The sequence below is a fragment of the Klebsiella michiganensis genome (assembly GCF_015139575.1).
Taxonomy (GTDB): Bacteria; Pseudomonadota; Gammaproteobacteria; order Enterobacterales; family Enterobacteriaceae; genus Klebsiella; species Klebsiella michiganensis.
In genome coordinates, this window is the sequence record NZ_AP022547.1 from 4,231,855 (window position 1) to 4,254,601 (window position 22,747).

17 protein-coding genes and 7 tRNA genes are annotated in these 22,747 nt (G+C 54.9%); 19 read left to right on the forward strand and 5 right to left on the reverse strand.

Annotation, left to right across the window (positions count from 1 at the left end; genetic code table 11):
• The first annotated feature begins 17 nt into the window (after positions 1-17).
• Positions 18-1,313 (forward strand): MFS transporter, encoded by a 1,296-nt coding sequence (gene tcuC / locus JLG71_RS19965; RefSeq protein WP_048261222.1) that lies wholly within the window; start codon positions 18-20, stop codon positions 1,311-1,313.
• A 52-nt stretch (positions 1,314-1,365) separates the two neighbouring features.
• On the opposite strand, the gene chiQ is transcribed toward tcuC, so the two are convergent.
• The 4 genes from chiQ to nagE all read right to left on the reverse strand — a co-directional run bounded on the left by chiQ (position 1,366) and on the right by nagE (position 7,383).
• Positions 1,366-1,698: a ChiQ/YbfN family lipoprotein gene (gene chiQ, locus JLG71_RS19970; RefSeq protein WP_004848843.1), complete on the reverse strand. Its 333-nt coding sequence runs from the start codon at positions 1,696-1,698 to the stop codon at positions 1,366-1,368.
• A 46-nt stretch (positions 1,699-1,744) separates the two neighbouring features.
• Positions 1,745-3,148, reverse strand: coding sequence for a chitoporin ChiP (chiP, locus tag JLG71_RS19975; RefSeq protein ID WP_004130464.1), 1,404 nt, complete (start codon positions 3,146-3,148; stop codon positions 1,745-1,747).
• 437 nt (positions 3,149-3,585) lie between these two features.
• Positions 3,586-5,253, reverse strand: coding sequence for a glutamine--tRNA ligase (gene glnS / locus JLG71_RS19980; protein WP_004848839.1), 1,668 nt, complete (start codon positions 5,251-5,253; stop codon positions 3,586-3,588).
• 177 nt (positions 5,254-5,430) lie between these two features.
• Positions 5,431-7,383 carry a PTS N-acetyl glucosamine transporter subunit IIABC gene (gene nagE, locus JLG71_RS19985; protein WP_004848836.1) on the reverse strand — a complete coding sequence of 651 codons (1,953 nt, stop codon included), beginning with the start codon at positions 7,381-7,383 and terminating at the stop codon, positions 5,431-5,433.
• A 312-nt stretch (positions 7,384-7,695) separates the two neighbouring features.
• Between nagE and nagB the strand changes: the two genes are divergently transcribed.
• From nagB to JLG71_RS20050, 13 genes are all read left to right on the forward strand, one after another.
• Positions 7,696-8,496: a glucosamine-6-phosphate deaminase gene (gene nagB, locus JLG71_RS19990; RefSeq protein WP_004130458.1), complete on the forward strand. Its 801-nt coding sequence runs from the start codon at positions 7,696-7,698 to the stop codon at positions 8,494-8,496.
• 60 nt (positions 8,497-8,556) lie between these two features.
• Complete coding sequence (nagA, locus tag JLG71_RS19995) at positions 8,557-9,705, forward strand: N-acetylglucosamine-6-phosphate deacetylase (protein ID WP_014228413.1); 1,149 nt, start codon at positions 8,557-8,559, stop codon at positions 9,703-9,705.
• A gap of 8 nt (positions 9,706-9,713) precedes the next feature.
• Complete coding sequence (gene nagC / locus JLG71_RS20000) at positions 9,714-10,934, forward strand: DNA-binding transcriptional regulator NagC (protein ID WP_025106389.1); 1,221 nt, start codon at positions 9,714-9,716, stop codon at positions 10,932-10,934.
• A gap of 45 nt (positions 10,935-10,979) precedes the next feature.
• On the forward strand, positions 10,980-11,732 hold the full coding sequence (locus JLG71_RS20005) for an HAD-IIA family hydrolase (RefSeq protein ID WP_004100215.1): 753 nt from the start codon (positions 10,980-10,982) through the stop codon (positions 11,730-11,732).
• Between the two features lie 278 nt (positions 11,733-12,010).
• Complete coding sequence (gene asnB, locus JLG71_RS20010; protein WP_025106390.1) at positions 12,011-13,672, forward strand: asparagine synthase B; 1,662 nt, start codon at positions 12,011-12,013, stop codon at positions 13,670-13,672.
• A gap of 229 nt (positions 13,673-13,901) precedes the next feature.
• Positions 13,902-13,978 (forward strand) — tRNA-Met (locus JLG71_RS20015).
• An 8-nt stretch (positions 13,979-13,986) separates the two neighbouring features.
• Positions 13,987-14,071, forward strand: a tRNA-Leu gene (locus JLG71_RS20020).
• Between the two features lie 34 nt (positions 14,072-14,105).
• A tRNA-Gln gene (locus tag JLG71_RS20025) sits at positions 14,106-14,180 on the forward strand.
• 34 nt (positions 14,181-14,214) lie between these two features.
• Positions 14,215-14,289 (forward strand) — tRNA-Gln (locus tag JLG71_RS20030).
• A gap of 21 nt (positions 14,290-14,310) precedes the next feature.
• Positions 14,311-14,387 (forward strand) — tRNA-Met (locus tag JLG71_RS20035).
• A 45-nt stretch (positions 14,388-14,432) separates the two neighbouring features.
• Positions 14,433-14,507, forward strand: a tRNA-Gln gene (locus tag JLG71_RS20040).
• A 97-nt stretch (positions 14,508-14,604) separates the two neighbouring features.
• Positions 14,605-14,679 (forward strand) — tRNA-Gln (locus JLG71_RS20045).
• A 124-nt stretch (positions 14,680-14,803) separates the two neighbouring features.
• Entirely contained in the window at positions 14,804-15,385 is a 582-nt protein-coding gene (locus tag JLG71_RS20050; protein ID WP_200913773.1) for a hypothetical protein, read from the forward strand.
• 7 nt (positions 15,386-15,392) lie between these two features.
• On the opposite strand, the gene ubiF is transcribed toward JLG71_RS20050, so the two are convergent.
• Positions 15,393-16,568 (reverse strand): 3-demethoxyubiquinol 3-hydroxylase, encoded by a 1,176-nt coding sequence (gene ubiF, locus JLG71_RS20055; RefSeq protein ID WP_025106392.1) that lies wholly within the window; start codon positions 16,566-16,568, stop codon positions 15,393-15,395.
• 208 nt (positions 16,569-16,776) lie between these two features.
• Here ubiF and miaB point away from each other — a divergent pair, with 208 nt between their 5' ends.
• The 5 genes from miaB to lnt all read left to right on the forward strand — a co-directional run bounded on the left by miaB (position 16,777) and on the right by lnt (position 22,394).
• A complete protein-coding gene (gene miaB, locus JLG71_RS20060; protein WP_004111391.1) occupies positions 16,777-18,201 on the forward strand; it encodes a tRNA (N6-isopentenyl adenosine(37)-C2)-methylthiotransferase MiaB in 1,425 nt (474 codons plus the stop codon).
• 144 nt (positions 18,202-18,345) lie between these two features.
• Positions 18,346-19,392 (forward strand): PhoH family protein, encoded by a 1,047-nt coding sequence (locus tag JLG71_RS20065; RefSeq protein WP_004134159.1) that lies wholly within the window; start codon positions 18,346-18,348, stop codon positions 19,390-19,392.
• On the forward strand, positions 19,389-19,856 hold the full coding sequence (ybeY, locus tag JLG71_RS20070; RefSeq protein ID WP_004130446.1) for an rRNA maturation RNase YbeY: 468 nt from the start codon (positions 19,389-19,391) through the stop codon (positions 19,854-19,856). The genes JLG71_RS20065 and ybeY overlap by 4 nt, the downstream gene beginning before the upstream one ends.
• Positions 19,857-19,954: 98 nt before the next feature.
• The gene (corC, locus tag JLG71_RS20075) at positions 19,955-20,833 is read left to right on the forward strand and encodes a CNNM family magnesium/cobalt transport protein CorC (RefSeq protein WP_004130445.1); all 879 of its coding nucleotides are present in this window, start codon (positions 19,955-19,957) and stop codon (positions 20,831-20,833) included.
• Positions 20,834-20,855: 22 nt separating this feature from the next.
• Complete coding sequence (gene lnt, locus JLG71_RS20080; protein WP_025106393.1) at positions 20,856-22,394, forward strand: apolipoprotein N-acyltransferase; 1,539 nt, start codon at positions 20,856-20,858, stop codon at positions 22,392-22,394.
• Positions 22,395-22,747 lie beyond the last annotated feature (353 nt).

Sequence of the window (22,747 nt, forward strand, 5' to 3'; positions counted from 1 at the left end):
AATGGAGAGCAACCCCTATGACGCAACCCTCATCGCGCGCCGGTACCTTTGGCGCCATTCTCCGCGTGACCAGCGGTAATTTTCTCGAACAATTCGACTTTTTTCTGTTTGGCTTTTACGCCACCTATATCGCCAGAACGTTCTTTCCGGCGGAGAGCGAGTTTGCGGCGTTAATGCTGACCTTCGCCGTGTTTGGTTCGGGCTTTCTGATGCGCCCCATCGGCGCGATAGTGCTGGGGGCCTATATTGACAGGATCGGACGGCGTAAAGGGCTGATGGTGACGCTGGCAATTATGGGCTGCGGGACGCTGCTGATAGCGCTGGTTCCCGGCTATCAAACCATCGGCGTTCTCGCCCCCGTTCTGGTATTAGTGGGTCGCCTGCTGCAGGGATTCTCGGCGGGCGTCGAGCTCGGCGGCGTGTCGGTCTATCTGTCGGAAATCGCCACGCCGGGGAAAAAAGGGTTCTATACCAGCTGGCAATCCGCCAGCCAGCAGGTGGCTATCGTCGTCGCGGCGCTGATTGGCTACGCGCTGAATGAAACGCTCGGCCACGATGAGATTGCCGAATGGGGCTGGCGTATTCCCTTCTTTATTGGCTGTATGATTATTCCGCTGATTTTTGTGCTGCGGCGTTCGTTGCAGGAAACCGAAGCCTTCCTGCAGCGCAAGCATCGCCCTGACACGCGTGAGATCCTGAGCACGATTGCCAAAAACTGGCGCATCATCACGGCGGGGACCTTGCTGGTGGCGATGACCACCACCACCTTTTATTTTATTACCGTCTATACGCCGACCTACGGTAGAGCCGTTCTGCATCTGAGCGCCCGCGACAGTCTGCTGGTGACCATGCTGGTCGGCATCTCTAACTTTATCTGGTTACCGATTGGCGGGGCAATTTCTGACAGAATAGGCCGTCGGCCGGTGCTGATGGGCATAACCCTGCTGGCGCTGCTCACTACCTGGCCGGTCATGCACTGGCTCACCGCCGCGCCGGATTTCACCCGCATGACGCTGGTCCTGCTCTGGTTCTCGTTCTTCTTTGGGATGTATAACGGCGCGATGGTGGCCGCCCTGACGGAAGTGATGCCGGTCTACGTCCGCACCGTGGGCTTTTCACTGGCCTTTAGCCTCGCCACCGCGATCTTCGGCGGCCTGACGCCGGCCATTTCCACCGCGCTGGTCGAGATAACGGGCGACAAAAGCTCGCCGGGCTGGTGGCTGATGTGCGCCGCGCTATGCGGCCTGGCCGCTACCGCGATGCTCTTCGTACGCCTGGGCCGCGGCTACCAGCCGGCAGAAATACCCCGCTAAAATAGCAACGGGCGGAGTTGACGCTCCGCCCGTTTGCTTGCCGCCGTCTGGCTTAACGCGGCGTATTGTTGCTGTGGATCTCTTTCCAGATCTGGTCGCAGCGCGCCTCTACAGCCTGATCGTTCCCGGTTTTGCGCGCCTGGATGCACTGCTGATAATCCAGCACCCGCACGCTTTCCTGGGTCGCGAACTGCTGATGCTGTTTCTCCTGCTTCAGCACGTTCAGTACGCTCTGACAGGCTTCAACTTTATCCGGATTGCCCTCTGCGGTATTAATGCAGGCGCTGTAGGCATCTTTTAACTTTGAGTCTTCCTTAGGCGCTGGCGACTGGGTACAGGCAACCAGACCTGCTGCCATAATGGCGACAAGTATTAACTTTTTCATCATGAACCTCGGGAAATTGCGGCGGGTTTCCCCCGCCGCAGTGGCATCAGAAAATGGTGAACGGAGCGATAACCATGAACTTCACGTCGCGCTCATCCTGGAAGATGTTGCCGTAACCGCCGCTCCAGCTTGGGATATCGGAGTGGTTGTCGTATTGCGTAAAGTGGAGTTTGAACAGCGTGCCCTTAGCGCGTCCTTCCTGAACGGTGTACATGGCATCCAGGCTATAGGCGGACTCTTCCAGGCGTTTATCCGGGTTGTAGTACGCATCAGGCGAGGACATTCTCCCCGGCTTCGCATCCCAGGCATAAACGTAGGAGGCGCCGAAGGCCCAGCCCGGCATGTTCCAGTTCTTCATGTCATACATCGCGCCGAAGAACACCGCTTTTTCACCGTTGGCGTTGAAGTCCGAACGGTTATCCCACCAGATATCCAGTCGCCCGTTAGACGATGCGTAAGTTGGCGTCATACGCTGCAGGAAGTAGCCCTGCTGACCATCAGCTTTAACCCAGGTTCCTTCCAGACGCAGGTCGAGAACGTCGGCAACCTTATAGCCAAAGGTCAATGCCTGCAGCCACGCGGTGCCGTCATAGATATCGTTAACCCCGCCGTTGCTGACCTTATCGCGGGTGCCGTAGAACTGATAGCTGGTGGTTAACGGCGTGCCTGCAACATCAAACTTATAGCTGGCCTTGGCAAAATACTGGTCGATGTAACCCTGTGCCTGACCAAACGCCGCTTCCAGCACAAGGTCGTTTTTAAAATCATATTTGGCGCCAAGAGAGTGAAGGTAATCCACCTTGGTTTTCTTGTCGTTCTGGTAGAACTCATCCATCTCAATGTGCCACGGCGCTTTATATTCGTTCGTCCACATATAGGAGAAACTCAGCGCGCCCGCATCGCCGTAGTCAAAGTTCGCACCGGCTTCAGCCCCCTGATAGGTACCCGGCATAAAGCTCCAGTGCGGTGCCAGCAGCGTCTGGCCGGTTGGCTGAATATAGCCCGCGCGCGCCCAGGTCGGGCCAAATTTAAATTTTGCGGCTGCTTTATACAGGCTGATCCCGCTCTTATCGCCGGAATAGTCTTCATCGTAGGTTTTATTGCGCGAGGAGAAAGCGATTTCGTTCGGGTGACCGCTCTCGCTGCTTTCGCCCATTTCGATGGCGGTAAAGGCAGCAACGTCAATACCGAACATGTCGGCGGCATAGCCGGACTGGAAATCGAGGTTGGCGTTCCAGGTGGAGTGCGACAGGTTAGTTTTATATTTATCGCCGTCGGTCACATCTTTACGGTCGCGCTCACGCTGCCAGTAATAGATACCGCCGGTTAACGTTGAATCATCAATGAACCCTTCTGCTTTTGCATCCGGCACCATTGCAAATCCTGACAGGGCTGTGACACCGGCAATAGCCAGCGCCAGCGTACTACGTTTGCCACTAAACGTACGCATATGCATATCCTCTTTGACGTTTTAAAGTGCGGTTACCAATGGCAACGCGCAAAAAAATAAAATAAGACTGCTTAAAAAGTGGTGCGGTAAAAATTCGCATAACCACTAGGTATAGACTATTTTTCGTGACGCGAATTATCAATCTCTTTCGCCGACCAAAGATGAAGATTATGACAAAGCGCACATAATTTATGTCTTTTTGTTTCAGTCGTAGATGTCACACTTTTTTCGGGTGAAGTGCTTGCAAAAAAAGAGAAAATTAGGGGAAATGAAAGCGATTACATATTTATATGCAATAGATGGAAAGGGTTAAAAAAAGCGGTTATTACAATCTGTAAACAAGATTAATTCGCATCGCAAAAATATGAGGATTTAATTCTCTGATTCTGAATAAAAAAAACGCCGCAGTAAGCGGCGTTCTCAATAACGGCGGGTAGCTACGCGCCGACTTTCGCCCATGTGTCGCGCAGACCGACGGTGCGGTTAAACACCAGCTGGGTTGCGGTTGCATAGCGGCTATCCAGGCAGAAATAACCTTCGCGCTCGAACTGATACGCTTTTTCCGGCTGCGCCTGCGCCAGGCTCGGCTCGGCAAAACCCTGTTTGATCACCAGCGACTCCGGATTCATCACCGAGAGGAAGTCCTCCGCCGCGCCCGGGTTCGGTACGCTGAACAGGCGATCGTACAGGCGGATTTCTACCGGCAGCGCGTGCGCCGCGCTCACCCAGTGAATCACGCCCTTCACCTTGCGACCGTCGGCCGGATCTTTGCTCAGGGTATCGGCATCGTAGGTGCAGAAGATAGTGGTGATGTTGCCTTCCGCATCTTTCTCCACGCGCTCCGCTTTGATCACGTAAGCGTTACGCAGGCGAACTTCTTTGCCCAGCACCAGACGCTTGTACTGCTTGTTCGCTTCTTCGCGGAAGTCGGCGCGATCGATCCAGATTTCGCCGCTGAACGGCACCTCGCGGCTGCCCATCTCCGGTTTATTCGGATGATTCGGCATGGTCACGATTTCGCTGCCGCCCTGCGGATAGTTTTCGATAACCAGCTTAACCGGGTCGATAACGGCCATCGCGCGCGGGGCGTTTTCGTTCAGATCTTCACGGATGCAGGATTCCAGCGAAGCGATTTCGATGGTGTTGTCCTGCTTGGTCACGCCGATGCGTTTGCAGAACTCGCGGATGGATTCAGCGGTATAGCCGCGACGGCGCAGACCGGAAATGGTCGGCATACGCGGGTCATCCCAGCCCTCAACGTGCTTCTCGGTCACCAGCTGATTCAGCTTACGCTTGGACATCACGGTGTATTCGAGGTTGAGGCGCGAGAATTCATACTGGCGCGGATGCACGGGGATGCTGATGTTATCCAGCACCCAATCGTACAGGCGGCGGTTATCCTGGAACTCGAGAGTACACAGCGAGTGGGTAATCCCTTCCAGCGCATCGCTGATGCAGTGGGTAAAGTCGTACATCGGGTAGATGCACCACTTGCTTCCGGTCTGGTGATGGTCGGCAAACTTAATGCGGTACAGCACCGGATCGCGCATCACGATAAACGGAGAGGCCATGTCGATTTTCGCGCGCAGGCAGGCTTTACCTTCGGCAAATCCACCGCTGCGCATTTTTTCAAACAGCGCCAGGTTCTCTTCCACGCTGCGATCGCGGTACGGGCTATTTTTACCCGGCTCTTTCAGCGTGCCGCGGTACTCACGGATCTCTTCCGCTGACAGTTCGTCAACGTAGGCCAGACCTTTATTGATCAGTTCAACCGCATACTGGTGCAGCTGATCGAAATAATCAGACGAGTAGCAAACATCCCCGGACCAGTGGAAACCTAACCACTGCACGTCGTTTTTAATCGACTCAACGTATTCGATATCTTCCTTCACCGGGTTGGTGTCATCGAAACGCAGGTTGCATTGGCCCTGGTAATCCTGAGCGATACCAAAGTTCAGGCAAATAGACTTCGCGTGGCCAATGTGCAGATAGCCGTTCGGTTCCGGTGGAAAACGGGTATGAACGGTGGTGTGCTTACCAGTAGCCAGATCTTCATCAATGATCTGACGAATAAAGTTAGTCGGGCGGGCTTCTGCCTCACTCATCGTGGGTTCCTCAAAGCGTAAACAACGTATAACGGTACATGATCTTACAAGCAGGGCGTAGAGACAACTATTAGTTACGCAAAATAGCGATCGGAAGGAGATTATGGGGGTGTTTGCGGTAAAAAAAGCGGCGCAGGTTTCGCTGCGCCGCTGAGGCATAAACGCCACTCAGGAGTCTTATTTGCCTTTAATTTCGTACAGCGGCGTCTGGCCTGCAACCACTTTACCGGTTGCCTGGATAACCAGCGCGCTGTAGTCGTCGCTATTGCTGCATACGACCGGGCTAATCATCGAGCGCGCGTTAGCGTTCAGGAACTCAAGATCCAGTTCCAGAATCGGCTGACCCGCTTTCACTTCCGCGCCCTCTTCCACCAGACGTTTAAAGCCCTGGCCGTTAAGCGCGACGGTATCGATACCCATATGGACGACGATTTCCGCACCGTTTTCAGTTTCCAGACAGAAAGCATGGTTGGTGTTGAAAATCTTCACCACGGTGCCAGCCGCCGGCGCAACAACAATCTTATCGGTCGGTTTCACCGCCACGCCGTCGCCGACGGCTTTGCTGGCGAACGCTTCATCCGGTACCTGCTCCAGCGCTACAATGTCGCCGGTAATCGGCGAAACCAGCGCTTCGACGGTTTTCGCGTTAGCAACAGCCTGCGGTTTAGCAGCCTGAGCGGCTACGGGTGCGCTGTGAGACGCTGCAGCCGCCGCGGCAACCGGGCCACGGGCAACCACTTTCTTCATTTCATCGCCGACGGATTCGGCTTTCGCACCCACGATAACCTGGATGGTCTGCTTGTTCAGTTTAACCACACCGGAAGCACCGAGGCGCTTACAGGCCGCGTCGTTAACCAGCGCAGAGTCCGCCACGGTCAGACGCAGACGGGTAATACAGGCATCAATCGCTTTCAGGTTATCCGTACCGCCGACCGCCGCGATGTAGTTGGTCGCCAGCTGGGTTAAACCTTCTTCGGTATTGCTGTTGGCCTCTTCAGTGACCACGTCATCCACTTTATCTTCACGACCCGGCGTTTTCAGATTGAACATGCGGATTACCGCGCTGAACAACAGGAAGTAGATAACAAAGAACACAACGCCCATCACAATCAGCATCCAGACGTTTTTACTGGCTGCCGGCAGGCTGTACATCAGCACATAGTCGATGGCGCCTGCGGAGAAAGAGAAGCCCGCGTGGATACCCAGCGCCGTCGCAACGAACAGGCTGATACCGGTCAGGATGGCGTGCAGGAGATACAGCAGCGGCGCCAGGAACATGAACAGGAATTCCAGCGGCTCAGTCACACCGGTCAGGAATGCGGTGATGGCAACCGACAGCAGCATACCGCCGACCATCGGACGACGCTCTTTCGGGGCCGCGAAATACATCGCCAGCGCCGCACCCGGCAGACCGAACATCATGATCGGGAAGAAGCCGGACATGAACATCCCCGCGGTGCCGTCACCCGCATAGAAGCGGTTGATATCACCGTGGAACACGGCGCCAGCAGCGTTGGTGAATTCACCAATCTGGAACCAGGCGATGGTGTTCAGCACCTGATGCAGACCCGTCGGGATCAGCAGACGGTTGATGAAACCAAAGATACCGGAGCCGAGCGCGCCCGCGCCCACAATCCATTCACCACCTGCATGGATGGCGTTCTGCACCGGCGGCCAGACGTAGCCGAAGATGGCTGCCAGCACCAGGCAGAAGAAGCCGGTTGCGATAGGTACAAAGCGTTTACCGCCGAAGAAGCTCAGGAAGTCAGGCAGTTTGATACCCGACCAGCGGTTATAGACGGCACCGCCAACCAGACCGGTAATGATACCCGCCAGGACGCCCATGTTGATGGCCGGGTTGATGGTGACCATCGCTTTCGTCAACACGAAGTAACCTACCGCCCCCGCCAGCGCTGCGGCACCGGCGCTGTCTTTCGACCAGCTGGATGCGACGCCGATAGCGAAAATCAGCGCCAGGTTGTCAAAGATTGCCCCGCCCGCCTGGGCGATAAACGAAATGTTAAGCAGATCCGGTTGACCGAATCGCAGCAGCAGCGCCGCGACCGGCAGCACTGCGATAGGGAGCTGTAACGCCCTACCGAGTCGCTGAAAAAAACCTAAAATATTCATCTTATTCCCCCTATGAGACCCCGATAAGGCTCATTAAAGCCACTTTATTATTGTGTAACCTGGTTAAATTTTTAACTTACCTGCAAAGTGTCTGAAAAATTAATTCGTCTCGCAAATTAAATGGGTATTTTTTGTGACAATAGTCACCAAATATCGTATTCACCTCCGCCTTTGACTGGCTAACAACGAAAACTTATTTTATCATTCAAAAAATCAACACGGATTGACCCCGCTCGGCGCAATTGCTGCGATACTCTTAATAGTATGCTGGCGCCAATCCGCCAGGTTCTAATTTAACTATAGAGGTGAACAATGAGACTGATCCCCCTGGTAACAGCTGAACAAGTCGGTAAATGGGCTGCCCGGCATATCGTTAACCGCATCAATGCGTTCAAACCGACTGCGGACCGTCCGTTTGTCCTGGGCCTGCCTACCGGCGGTACGCCTCTGACCGCTTATAAAGCCCTGGTTGAGATGCACAAAGCAGGCCAGGTTAGCTTTAAGCATGTTGTCACCTTCAACATGGATGAGTACGTTGGGCTGCCGAAAGAGCATCCGGAAAGCTATCATAGCTTTATGCATCGCAACTTCTTTGATCACGTTGATATCCCGGCGGAAAATATTAACCTGCTGAATGGTAACGCGCCGGATATTGATGCAGAATGCCGTCGCTATGAAGAAAAAATTCGTTCTTACGGTAAAATCCACCTGTTTATGGGCGGCGTGGGTAACGATGGCCACATCGCTTTTAACGAACCAGCCTCTTCTTTGGCTTCACGCACACGCATCAAAACCCTGACCCATGATACTCGCGTAGCGAATTCCCGTTTCTTCGACGGTGACGTTGACCAGGTGCCTAAGTACGCGCTGACCGTTGGCGTGGGCACGCTGCTGGACGCGGAGGAAGTGATGATTCTGGTGCTGGGTCATCAGAAAGCGCTGGCGCTGCAGGCGGCGGTGGAAGGCAACGTAAACCATATGTGGACCATTACCTGTCTGCAGCTGCACCCGAAAGCGGTGGTGGTCTGCGATGAGCCGTCCACCATGGAACTAAAAGTTAAGACACTGAAATATTTCAACGAGTTAGAAGCCGAAAATATCAAAGGTCTGTAATGTAGTCTCGTCCCGCGGCTGCCCCCGCGGGACAACCATTTTTGACAACCGGGGGTCGTAATGTATGCATTAACCCAAGGCCGGATTTATACCGGTCATGAAATTCTGGATGACCATGCGATTGTTATCGCCAATGGCCTTATCGAACGTATCTGTCCTCAGACTGAACTGCCCACCGGGATCGAACAGCGCTCGGTTGATGGCGCGATCCTTGCCCCCGGTTTTATCGACGTCCAGCTTAACGGCTGCGGCGGCGTGCAGTTCAACGACACGGCGGACGCGGTCACCGTTGAAACGCTGGAGATTATGCAGAAGGCCAATGAACGCTCCGGCTGCACCAGCTATCTGCCCACGCTGATCACCTCCAGCGACGACCTGATGAAACAGGGCGTACGCGTGATGCGCGAATACCTGCAAAAACATCCTAACCAGGCGCTGGGTCTGCATCTTGAAGGCCCGTGGCTGAATATTGTTAAAAAAGGCACCCACAACCCGGACTACGTACGCAAACCGGATGCCGCGCTGGTGGATTTCCTGTGCGAAAACGCGGACGTGATAACCAAAATCACGCTTGCGCCGGAACGGGTGGAACCGGAGGTTATCCGCAAACTGGTGGCCGCCGGCATCATTGTCTCCGCCGGTCACTCCAACGCGACGCTTAAAGAAGCGAAAATCGGTTTCCGCGCCGGGATTACCTTTGCTACCCATCTGTTTAACGCCATGCCGTATATTACCGGCCGTGAGCCGGGCCTGGCTGGCGCGATTTTCGACGAGCCGGATGTCTACTGCGGCATCATCGTCGATGGTATGCACGTCGATTTCGCTAACGTGCGCCTCGCTAAACGCTTGAAAGGCGACAAGCTGTGTCTGGTTACCGACGCGACGGCGCCGGCGGGTGCCAATATTGAGCAGTTCATTTTTGCCGGTAAAACAATATACTACCGGAACGGCCTGTGCGTAGATGAGAACGGTACCCTCAGCGGCTCTTCATTGACCATGATTGAAGGGGTGCGTAACCTCGTTGAGCATTGCGGCATCGCGCTGGATGAAGTGTTGCGTATGGCGACGCTCTACCCTTCCCGCGCCATTGGCGTAGACAAACAGTTAGGCAGCATTGCCCCGGGGATGGTCGCTAACCTGACCGCATTCACCCGTGATTATAAAATCACCAAGACCATCGTTAATGGTAACGAGGTCGTCACTGAGTAAGTAAAAGTATGACAGCAGGCGGACAGGCTCAAATTGGTAACGTCGATCTCGTAAAACAGCTGAACAGCGCGGCCGTCTATCGGCTCATCGATCAGCACGGCCCCATCTCGCGTATCCAGATTGCGGAACAAAGCCAGCTTGCCCCTGCCAGCGTAACCAAAATTACGCGTCAGCTTATTGAACGCGGACTGATCAAAGAAGTCGATCAGCAGGCCTCCACCGGGGGCCGCCGCGCCATCTCCATTGTTGCCGAAACCCGCGGCTTCCACGCCATCGGCGTACGCCTTGGCCGCTACGACGCCACCCTGACCCTCTATGATTTAAGCAGCAAGACTCTTGAAGAAGAGCACTACCCGCTGCCGGAAAGAACCCAGGAAACGCTGGAACACGCCCTGCTTAACATCATCGCCACCTTTATGGAGAGCTGTCAGCGTAAAATCCGCGAGCTGATCGCCATTTCGGTGATCCTGCCGGGGCTGGTCGATCCGGAAAGCGGCGTCATTCGCTATATGCCGCACATTCAGGTGGAAAACTGGGGGCTGGTTGAAGCGCTGGAAAAACGCTTTAAAGTTACCTGCTACGTCGGCCACGATATTCGTAGCCTCGCGCTGGCGGAGCACTATTTTGGTGCGAGCCACGACTGTGAAGACTCCATTCTGGTGCGCGTACACCGCGGAACCGGCGCAGGGATCATCTCCAACGGGCGGATTTTTATTGGCCGTAACGGTAACGTCGGGGAAATCGGCCATATCCAGGTCGATCCGTTAGGCGAGCGCTGCCACTGCGGTAACTTCGGCTGTCTGGAAACCGTCGCCGCCAATGCCGCTATTGAACATCGCGTTCGTCATCTGCTGGAACAGGGTTATCAGAGCAAAATCTCCCTCGATGACTGTTCGATCAAAACGATCTGCAAAGCCGCGAATAAAGGCGATGCGCTGGCCTGTGAGGTGATCGAGCACGTTGGCCGCCATCTGGGTAAAACCATCGCTATCGCCATTAACCTGTTTAATCCGCAAAAAGTGGTGATTGCCGGGGAGATCGTGGAAGCGGAAAAAGTCCTTCTGCCGGCAATCGAAGGCTGTATTAATACCCAGGCGCTGAAGGCGTTTCGCAAAAACCTGCCGGTAGTGCGATCCACGCTCGATCATCGCTCAGCCATTGGCGCTTTTGCCCTGGTAAAGCGTGCGATGCTCAATGGGACTCTGCTCCAGCGTTTGCTGGAAAGCTAAAGCCGCTTTATAGTTTCGCCTTTCTCCAACGATGTCGGACAGTTCATGACCATTCAAAACGTAATTTGTGATATTGACGGCGTGCTGATGCACGACAATGTGGCCGTGCCGGGCGCCGCTGAATTCATCAAACGCATACTCGAGAAAGAGATGCCGCTGGTGATGCTGACCAACTACCCTTCTCAAACCGGTCAGGATCTGGCAAACCGCTTTGCGACGGCGGGAATCGATGTTCCTGATACCGCCTTTTATACCTCAGCAATGGCCACGGCGGATTTTCTGCGTCGCCAGGAAGGCAAAAAAGCCTATGTGGTCGGGGAAGGCGCGCTGATTCACGAACTGTACAAAGCCGGCTTTACCATCACCGACGTCAATCCGGATTTTGTTATCGTCGGTGAGACGCGCTCCTTTAACTGGGAGATGATGCATAAGGCCGCTTTTTTTGTCGCCAACGGCGCGCGCTTTATCGCCACTAACCCGGATACCCACGGTCGCGGCTACTACCCGGCCTGCGGGGCGCTGTGCGCCGGTATAGAAAAAATCTCCGGTCGTAAGCCGTTCTACGTGGGGAAACCGAGCCCGTGGATTATCCGCTCCGCGCTCAATAAAATGCAGGCGCATTCGGAACAGACGGTGATCGTCGGCGATAACCTGCGAACGGATATTCTGGCAGGCTTCCAGGCCGGTCTGGAAACCATTCTGGTGCTTTCCGGGGTTGCCACGCTCGATGATATCGACAGCATGCCGTTCCGCCCTTCCTGGATTTATCCCTCCGTTGCGGAAATCGATATCTTCTAAATAAAACCACGTCCTGCGACGTGGTTTCTTATTTCTAAGCCTCTCCTGAACGCTTTTATCTAAAAAAAAAGCGCCATCACTAAATATTCAGCAACAAAAGCGCTCAAAACGTACTCTTTTTTCACTATTCGACAATCACAATTGCATTATTTCCTTTTACTGCCGTAAACCCCTTGCGCCCTCCGCGCCTTTGCGGCATTTTCTAAAGCATGCACTGAGGCTTCGCAATAAGACGAAGTCTGCACAACATCAAACAAGACAGGGTAACGGAGAAGGCTATGTGTTCGATTTTTGGCGTACTGGATATTAAAACTGACGCGGGTGAGCTGCGTAAAAAGGCACTGGAGCTTTCCCGACTGATGCGCCACCGTGGTCCGGACTGGTCCGGCGTCTATGCCTGTGATAAAGCCATCCTGGCGCATGAACGCCTGTCGATCGTCGACGTCAACGCCGGCGCGCAGCCGCTGTATAACGCCGCTAAAACTCACGCTCTCGCCGTCAACGGTGAAATCTACAACCACCAGGCGCTGCGCGCGGAATACGGCGACCGCTATGCGTTCCAGACCGGTTCCGACTGCGAAGTTATCCTCGCGCTGTATCAGGAAAAAGGCCCGGACTTCCTCGACGATCTGCAGGGGATGTTTGCTTTCGCTCTCTACGACAGCGAAAAAGACGCGTATCTGATTGGTCGCGACCACATCGGCATCATCCCGCTGTATATGGGTCACGACGAACACGGTAACTTCTACGTTGCCTCTGAAATGAAAGCGCTGGTTCCGGTTTGCCGCACGATTAAAGAGTTCCCGGCAGGCAGCTACCTGTGGAGCAAAGATGGCGAAATCCGCGAGTACTACCAGCGCGACTGGTTCGACTACGACGCGGTCAAAGACAACGTCACGGACAAAAACGAGCTGCGTCAGGCGCTGGAAGAGTCGGTGAAAAGCCACCTGATGTCCGATGTTCCGTACGGCGTGCTGCTCTCCGGCGGCCTGGATTCATCGGTGATTTCCGCCATCACCAAAAAATATGCCGCGCGCCGCGTCGAAGATCAGGAAAAATCAGAAGCCTGGTGGCCGCAGCTGCACTCCTTCGCCGTCGGCCTGGAGGGCGCCCCCGATCTGAAAGCCGCGCAGGAAGTGGCTAACCATCTGGGTACCGTACACCACGAGATCCACTTTACGGTGCAGGAAGGCCTGGACGCGATTCGCGATGTTATCTATCACATTGAAACCTACGACGTGACAACGATTCGCGCGTCAACGCCAATGTATCTGATGTCGCGTAAAATCAAAGCCATGGGCATCAAAATGGTGCTGTCCGGCGAAGGTTCTGACGAAGTATTTGGCGGCTACCTCTATTTCCATAAAGCGCCCAACGCCAAAGAGCTGCACGAAGAGACCGTGCGCAAACTGCAGGCGCTGCATATGTTTGACTGCGCTCGCGCCAACAAAGCGATGTCCGCCTGGGGCGTTGAAGCGCGCGTCCCGTTCCTGGATAAGAAATTCCTCGACGTGGCAATGCGTATTAACCCGCAGGATAAAATGTGCGGCAACGGTAAAATGGAAAAACATGTCCTGCGTGAATGTTTTGAATCTTACCTGCCGGCGAGCGTCGCCTGGCGCCAGAAAGAACAGTTCTCTGATGGCGTTGGTTACAGCTGGATCGATACCTTAAAAGAAGTGGCCGCTGAACAGATTTCCGATCGGCAGTTGGAAACCGCCAGCTTCCGCTTCCCGTACAACACGCCTTCCTCGAAAGAAGCGTATCTGTACCGTGAGATTTTCGAAGAGCTGTTCCCGGTACCGAGCGCGGCCGAATGCGTTCCTGGCGGCCCTTCCGTCGCATGCTCTTCAGCAAAAGCGATTGAGTGGGACGAATCTTTCAAAAAAATGAACGATCCGTCGGGACGCGCGGTTGGCGTACACCAGTCGGCCTACTAACCGACGCTGTTTTCAAAACGGACTCTTCGGGGTCCGTTTTTGTTTTGTGCCTTATTTAAGCCGTTAAAAACGATAAATAACCAATAATTGCCGATTATTGCACCACGCTGTTCGCAACCTAACCAAACAGTTACGTTCAGTCCATTTTCGATGAAAAAGGGGTTGACGCTTCAAGGCTCAATACGCATAATGCGCCCCGCAACGCCGATAAGGTAACGCGCAAAAAGATGGCTACGTAGCTCAGCTGGTTAGAGCACATCACTCATAATGATGGGGTCACAGGTTCAAATCCCGTCGTAGCCACCATCTTTTTTGCGGGAGTGGCGAAATTGGTAGACGCACCAGATTTAGGTTCTGGCGCCGCAAGGTGTGCGAGTTCAAGTCTCGCCTCCCGCACCATTTACTCGTTCGCGTTGCGGTAAAAGATTTTTGTTGGGGTATCGCCAAGCGGTAAGGCACCGGTTTTTGATACCGGCATTCCCTGGTTCGAATCCAGGTACCCCAGCCATATTTTCGATGTTTGCGGTTCACCGCGACGGTATTGGGGTATCGCCAAGCGGTAAGGCACCGGTTTTTGATACCGGCATTCCCTGGTTCGAATCCAGGTACCCCAGCCATCGAAAATAGAGTAAGATTTTGGCTACGTAGCTCAGCTGGTTAGAGCACATCACTCATAATGATGGGGTCACAGGTTCGAATCCCGTCGTAGCCACCATACAAAGGAATTATTGATTCAGTTCGATAAATCCAAAAGAATTGTTGGGGTATCGCCAAGCGGTAAGGCTCTGGTTTCTGATACCAGCATTCCGAGGTTCGAATCCTCGTACCCCAGCCAATTTTAAAAGTCGCCCACGCTGTGCGCGCACCCGTTGGAGTATCTCCAGGCGCTAAGCCACCGGTTTGACCCCGGTACGAAATGGTCAACGTAAAATTGGGGTATCGCCAAGCGGTAAGGCACCGGATTCTGATTCCGGCATTCCGAGGTTCGAATCCTCGTACCCCAGCCAACAAAAAGCAAAAAGCTCGCTTCGGCGGGCTTTTTGCTTTATGAATTCCGAAAAAAGCTGACCTGAAGTGTACCTCGTTCTCAGCTCTGATAAATTACAGAGTCAATGAGTAAAAGGATTTACGATGAACTATCAGGTTTTCCCTCTCTTTACCCGCACCATAACCTTGCTCTTTTTTCTGATCGGCTTCGCTTTCTGCCTGTTCGGGATTTCAGCCTTACTAACCTACAGCATCGTGGTTGGTTTGTTTTTTCCCGTCGGCATATCCATGCGCCTGCATCGGCTCAACGAAACGGGCCTCGCGCTAACGCTCACCGAGGATACCCGCTGGATAACCTACATTCATGGCTTCCCGGCTAAGGAGCAGAGAGACGTCATTAAGAATCCCTGTTTTTGGTCAACAGAAAGAACGCGGCAATTTTTTCTTCGCTGCTTTGCGAGCAAGATGATTCTTCAGGCAGCATGTATCGCCATCCTTGCCTGTGACGTTCTGTCTTCCGAAGGCGACGCGGTAACTGCCATCCTTGCGCTGCTGGCGCTGCTGTTCCTGCTCTATATGTCAGGTAAAAGCGCCTATTCCTTCTATTTGCTCGCCACGAATCAGTGGCAGTGCGAATCCCTGACAACCTCTGTCGGCAGTATCTGGTATCAGGGATTCTTGCCCAAAAAAGAGGGTAAAGACACGCTGTTTGCGCGATTATTTTGAATGCGGATTATAACCCCAACGCGTATTTCAACGCCTGACGCTTCAGTCCGCCGGCGCGCTCGGCCGCCATCAGCCCAATGTTTCTCAGCATACGCACCGGGGGCAGATCGTTGCTAAACCCGGCGTAAAACAGATCCATCCCAGACTGCATAATAAAGTTGTCCGCCTGACGGCGCGTCTGGTAGCGCTTAAGTACCGGCAGGCTGGCCCACTCTTCGCCGTGGGCTTTTGCTCTGCCAAGAATATCGAGCAGCGCATCGACATCGCGATAGCCGAGGTTAACCCCCTGCCCCGCCAGCGGATGAATGGTGTGCGCAGCATCGCCCACCAGCGCCAGCCCCGGCTTAACATACTGCAATGCGTGGCGGCGGGTGAGCGGGAAGGCGCCCGCGCTCAGCGGCGTAATCTCTCCCAGCCGCGACGGGAAGTGGCGAGTAATTTCCTGCTGTAGCTGAGCCATGCTCATGCCCTGCAGCTGGCGGATCCGCGCCGGCGCGTCGTACCACACCAGCGAGGCCCAATGATCGAACAGCGGTAAAAACGCGCGCGGCCCCGCCGGAGTGAACTGCTGCCAGGTGCTGTCGCCGGGATCGTCCGCACACTGTACGCTTATCAACATACAGGATTGTTGATACTGCCACGCGTGGATGCCGATTCCGGCCAGCTGACGCACCTGCGAACTGGCGCCGTCCGCGCCCACCACCAGCCGCGCATCAAGCTGGCTGCCGTCGGTCAGCGTTAAGGAGGCGTACGTTTCTTCCCGACGCATCTCCTGGAGCGATGTCCCCACCTGCAGCGATATGCGCTCATGGGCTTCCAGCGCCTGCCACAGGGCTCGCTGCAGGACGTTATTCTCCACCATATAGCCCAGTTCCGGCAGCTTCAGCTCCGCGGCATTGAAGACAACATGGGCGCTTTCCCACTCCCAGGTTTCTAGCTGGCGGTACGCATGGGCGCGCATGGACCGCACGCTGTCCCAGACGCCGAGGCCTCTCAGCAGCCCTACCGATGACGCGCTGATTGCCGAAATACGCACGTCAGGCGGTGAAGACGCATCAAAAACCGGTGGCGCGTTTTTTTCAATGACCGTCACCGTAAAGCCCAGCTGCGCCAGGCCAAGCGCGAGGGCGCCGCCAACCATCCCGCCGCCGACGATAACGACATCTGTTGCATGAATTGTCATGGCTATTATCCTTAAACCCGAATCCCCTCAGTTTACCGGATTTTTATTCGGCTTGTGGTGATTACGGTCGTACTGGTCAGGGCGCGGTCAAAGCATTACAATACGCGCCCTGCAATCCTGGCTTTATATCCGTCACCCTTCACATTGCAGAGCAACATCCGGTGAAGACGCTGACTTTGGGTATACCTAATTAAGCATGAGCAAGTCGATGACAAAAAAACTCCATATTAAAACCTGGGGCTGTCAGATGAACGAATACGATTCATCAAAGATGGCCGATCTGCTGGATGCCACCCACGGGTATCAACTCACTGAAGTGGCGGAAGAAGCGGATGTGCTGCTGCTCAATACCTGCTCAATCCGTGAGAAGGCTCAGGAAAAAGTATTCCATCAGCTAGGACGCTGGAAGCTGCTGAAAGAGAAGAATCCCAACCTGATCATCGGCGTTGGCGGCTGCGTGGCCTCTCAGGAAGGCGACCATATTCGCCAGCGCGCCCACTACGTCGATATTATTTTTGGGCCGCAGACCCTGCACCGTCTGCCGGAAATGATCAACTCGGTACGAGGCAACCGCAGCCCGGTCGTCGATATCAGCTTCCCGGAAATCGAAAAATTCGACCGCCTGCCGGAACCGCGCGCCGAAGGCCCAAGCGCCTTTGTTTCCATCATGGAAGGCTGCAACAAGTACTGCACCTACTGCGTGGTGCCATACACCCGCGGTGAGGAAGTGAGCCGCCCAAGCGACGATATCCTGTTTGAAATCGCCCAGCTTGCGGCTCAGGGCGTGCGTGAAGTCAACCTGCTCGGGCAGAACGTAAACGCCTGGCGCGGGGAAAACTATGACGGCACCACCGGTAGCTTTGCCGATCTCCTGCGTCTGGTTGCGGCGATCGACGGTATCGACCGGATCCGCTTTACCACCAGCCATCCCATCGAGTTCACCGACGATATCATTGAGGTTTACCGCGATACGCCGGAGCTGGTCAGCTTCCTGCACCTGCCGGTACAGAGCGGCTCCGACCGCGTGCTGAACCTGATGGGCCGAACCCACACGGCGCTGGAATATAAAGCGATTATCCGCAAACTGCGCGCGGCGCGTCCGGATATTCAGATCAGCTCCGACTTCATCGTCGGCTTCCCTGGCGAAACCACCCAGGATTTCGAGCAGACCATGAAGCTGATTGCCGATGTGAATTTCGATATGAGCTACAGCTTCATCTTCTCCGCGCGTCCGGGAACGCCGGCGGCCGATATGGTCGACGACGTACCGGAAGAGGACAAGAAGCAGCGTCTGTATATTCTCCAGGAGCGCATCAACCAGCAGGCGATGGCCTGGAGCCGCCGTATGCTCGGCACCGTGCAGCGCATTCTGGTGGAAGGCACCTCACGTAAGAGCATCATGGAGCTGTCTGGCCGCACCGAAAATAACCGCGTGGTGAACTTCGAAGGCTCGCCTGAGATGATCGGCAAGTTTGTCGATGTCGAGATCACCGACGTCTGGACAAACTCCCTGCGCGGTAAAGTGGTGCGCACCGAGGACGAAATGGGTCTGCGCATCGCGGAAACCCCGGAGTCGGTGATTGCCCGCACCCGTAAAGAAAACGATCTTGGCGTCGGTATCTACCAGCCATAATCCGTTCAGGCCTGCCGGCTCCGGCAGGCCTTGTATTTCCTCTCCTGAACCCAATATCTATAGCGATGCTTGCGCCATATTCCGATGACGTGAATAATTTCCTGACCGGCTACCTTCCGGCTATCTATGTATAAGAGGAACAGCTTGAATACAGACACTCGCGAAATCACCCTTGAGCCCGCGGACAACGCCCGTCTGCTGAGCCTGTGCGGCCCGTTTGATGACAACATTAAACAGCTGGAACGCCGCCTCGGCATCGAGATTAACCGTCGAGACAACCACTTTAAACTGACCGGTCGGCCGATTTGCGTCACCGCTGCGGCGGATATCCTGCGCAGTCTGTACGTCGATACCGCGCCGATGCGCGGCGAAATTCAGGATATTGAACCGGAACAAATTCATCTGGCGATCAAAGAAGCCCGCGTGCTGGAGCAGAGCGCCGAAAGCGTGCCGGACTACGGTAAGGCCATCAATATCAAAACCAAGCGCGGCGTGATTAAGCCGCGTACGCCGAATCAGGCGCAGTACATCGCCAATATTCTCGACCACGACATTACCTTCGGCGTCGGCCCTGCCGGGACCGGGAAAACCTACCTGGCGGTCGCCGCCGCGGTAGACGCGCTGGAGCGCCAGGAGATCCGCCGTATTCTTCTGACCCGTCCGGCGGTTGAGGCCGGCGAAAAACTGGGCTTCCTGCCCGGCGATTTGAGCCAGAAAGTCGATCCGTACCTGCGGCCCCTGTACGACGCGCTGTTCGAGATGCTCGGCTTCGAGAAAGTCGAAAAGTTGATTGAGCGCAACGTGATTGAAGTCGCGCCGCTGGCCTATATGCGCGGCCGTACGCTGAACGATGCGTTTATCATTCTCGACGAAAGCCAGAACACGACCATTGAACAGATGAAAATGTTCCTGACCCGTATCGGCTTTAACTCTAAGGCGGTCATTACCGGCGACGTCACGCAGATTGACCTGCCGCGCAGCACCAAATCGGGCCTGCGCCACGCGATTGAAGTGCTGGCAGAAGTCGATGAGATCAGCTTCAACTTCTTCCATAGCGAAGACGTCGTGCGCCACCCGGTGGTCGCCCGCATCGTTAACGCCTATGAAGCCTGGGAAGAAGCAGACCAGAAACGTAAAGCAGAACTGGCCGCCGAGCGCAAACGCGAAGCCCAGGAACAGGAGCATAAATGAGTCAGGTCATTCTCGATTTACAGCTGGCTTGCGAAGATAACAGCGGAATGCCGGATGAAGCCCTGTTTCAGCGCTGGGTCGATAGCGTTATCCCGCAGTTTCAGGAAGAGTCGGAGCTGACGATTCGCCTGGTTGATGAAGCGGAAAGCCACGAGCTGAACCTGACCTATCGCGGGAAGGACAAACCGACTAACGTGCTCTCTTTCCCGTTCGAAGCCCCGCCGGGTATCGAAATGCCGCTGCTTGGCGACCTGGTCATCTGCCGTCAGGTGGTTGAACAGGAAGCGAAAGAGCAAGGTAAACCGCTGGAAGCGCACTGGGCGCATATGGTGGTCCACGGTAGCCTGCATCTTTTGGGCTATGACCACATCATTGATGAAGAAGCGGAAGAGATGGAATCCCTCGAAACAGAGATAATGCTTGCTCTGGGCTATGAGGATCCGTACATTGCCGAGAAGGAATAACCCGTTGCCGGCTTTGCCGGCGACTGGCCGCTATGCCGGGCGCTGAGTATACGCGTGACGAGCGACTATTTAACTAACATGAGAACCCATACGACGCCATGAGCGACGACAATTCACACAGTAGCGACACAGTAAACAGCAAAAAGGGATTCTTCTCCCTGTTACTCAGCCAGCTCTTTCACGGTGAACCCAAGAATCGTGACGAACTGCTGGCGCTGATCCGTGATTCCGGGCAAAACGACCTTATCGACGAAGATACGCGCGATATGCTCGAAGGGGTAATGGATATCGCCGACCAGCGCGTCCGCGACATCATGATCCCCCGCTCGCAGATGATTACCCTGAAACGCAACCAGACGCTGGACGAGTGCCTCGATGTGATCATCGAATCGGCCCACTCGCGTTTCCCGGTGATCAGCGAAGATAAAGATCACATCGAAGGGATTCTGATGGCCAAAGATCTGCTGCCGTTTATGCGCAGCGATGCCGAAGCCTTCAGCATGGAAAAAGTGTTGCGTCCGGCGGTTGTCGTGCCCGAGAGCAAGCGGGTTGACCGCATGCTGAAGGAGTTTCGCTCCCAACGTTATCATATGGCTATCGTTATCGATGAGTTTGGCGGCGTCTCAGGTCTGGTGACCATTGAAGACATCCTTGAGCTCATCGTCGGTGAAATAGAAGACGAATACGACGAAGAAGAAGATATCGATTTCCGTCAGTTGAGCCGCCACACGTGGACGGTGCGCGCGCTGGCCTCAATCGAAGATTTCAACGAAGCGTATGGCACCCACTTCAGCGATGAAGAGGTCGACACCATCGGCGGTCTGGTCATGCAGGCGTTTGGTCATCTGCCTGCCCGCGGCGAGTCTATCGACATTGATGGTTACCAATTCAAGGTCGCAATGGCTGACAGTCGACGTATTATTCAGGTACATGTAAAGCTTCCTGATGATGCCCCGCAGCCGAAGCTGGAAGACTAATCCAACGGGACGATTAACCTAAATGGTATTTGCCTCTCTTATTGAACGCCAGCGCGTACGTTTGCTGCTGGCGCTGTTATTCGGAGCCAGCGGAACGCTGGCTTTTTCACCTTATGACTTCTGGCCCGCAGCCCTTATTTCGTTAATTGGCCTGCAAGGTTTAACCCTCAACCGACGTCCCCTGCAAAGCGCCGCGATTGGCTATTTCTGGGGATTAGGGCTGTTCGGCTCCGGTATTAACTGGGTCTACGTGAGCATCGCGCAGTTCGGCGGTATGCCCGGTCCGGTCAACGTTTTCCTGGTGGTTCTGCTGGCGGCCTATCTGTCGCTCTATACCGGATTATTTGCCGGCATTCTTTCGCGCCTGTGGCCGAAAACCAGCTGGATACGCGTTGCCATCGCCGCCCCGGTGATATGGCAGGTTACCGAGTTTCTGCGCGGCTGGGTGCTGACCGGCTTCCCGTGGCTACAGTTCGGCTACAGTCAGATTGACGGCCCGCTCAAAGGCCTGGCGCCCGTGATGGGCGTTGAGGCGATTAACTTCCTGCTGATGCTCGTCAGCGGCCTGCTGGTATTGGCTATCGCGCAGCGTAACTGGAAGCCGCTGATTGCCGCCGTCGTGCTGTTCGCCCTGCCCTTCCCGCTTCGCTACATTCAGTGGTATCAACCGCTGCCGGCGCGCGCGACCACGGTTTCGCTGGTACAGGGCGATATCCCCCAGGCGATGAAATGGGACCAGAATCAGCTACTCAACACCCTGAAAACCTATCTGGATCTCACCCAGCCGCATATGGGTAAATCGCAGCTGATCGTCTGGCCGGAGTCCGCGATTCCGGATCTGGAAATTAACCAGCAGCGCTTCCTCAGCATGATGGACGACCTGATGCGGTCGAAAAATAGCTCGCTGATCACCGGCATCGTCGATGCGCGTCTGAACGCGCGCAATCGCTACGACACGTACAACACCATTATTACGCTGGGCAAAGATAACCCGTACAGCTACGACTCAAAGAATCGCTACAACAAGAATCATCTGGTGCCGTTTGGTGAGTTTGTGCCGCTGGAATCGATTCTGCGTCCGCTGGCGCCGTTCTTCGACCTGCCAATGTCCTCTTTCAGCCGCGGGCCGTACGTGCAGCCGCAGCTGGTGGCGCATAATATGCGTCTGACGGCGGCTATCTGCTACGAGATCATTCTTGGCGAGCAGGTGCGGGATAACTTCCGCCCGGATACGGATTTTCTGTTAACCATTTCGAATGACGCATGGTTCGGCAAATCTATCGGCCCCTGGCAGCACTTCCAGATGGCGCGAATGCGCGCGCTGGAGCTGGCCCGTCCGCTGCTGCGCAGCACCAATAACGGCATTACCGCGGTCATCGGCCCACGCGGTGAAATACAGGAGATGATCCCGCAGTTCACCCGCGCCGTATTAACCACCAAAGTGACCCCAACGGCAGGACTGACGCCGTACGCGCGTACGGGGAACTGGCCGCTGTGGGCGTTAACCGCCCTGTTTGGCTTTGCTGCGCTGCTGATGAGCCTGCGCCAGCGCCGTCAATAATTGCTTCTCCCGCGGCGGCACTCGTCGCCGCGGTCATCTCCCCTTCTTATCCATTCTGGCACGACCATTGCTTAATAAATACATGTAGCAACGCGATCCTCGGGGGTACAACCCGGTTGCACCACCATCGATCGTCAGGCGGCGCTATTTTGGTGCAATGGGGGATTTTTGCCTTTAAATGGTGCGGTGCGCTTCGCAAAAATCAACAATATAAGAGCAAAATCTTTACATTAAGCCAAACTAAATGCTAACAAACACATACAAATGCTGCACGCAAAGACGGCAGCGATAAAAAAGCACACACATTCACAATGGGTATCAATAGCGTCTGACGGCGCTGAGGATAAGGAGTC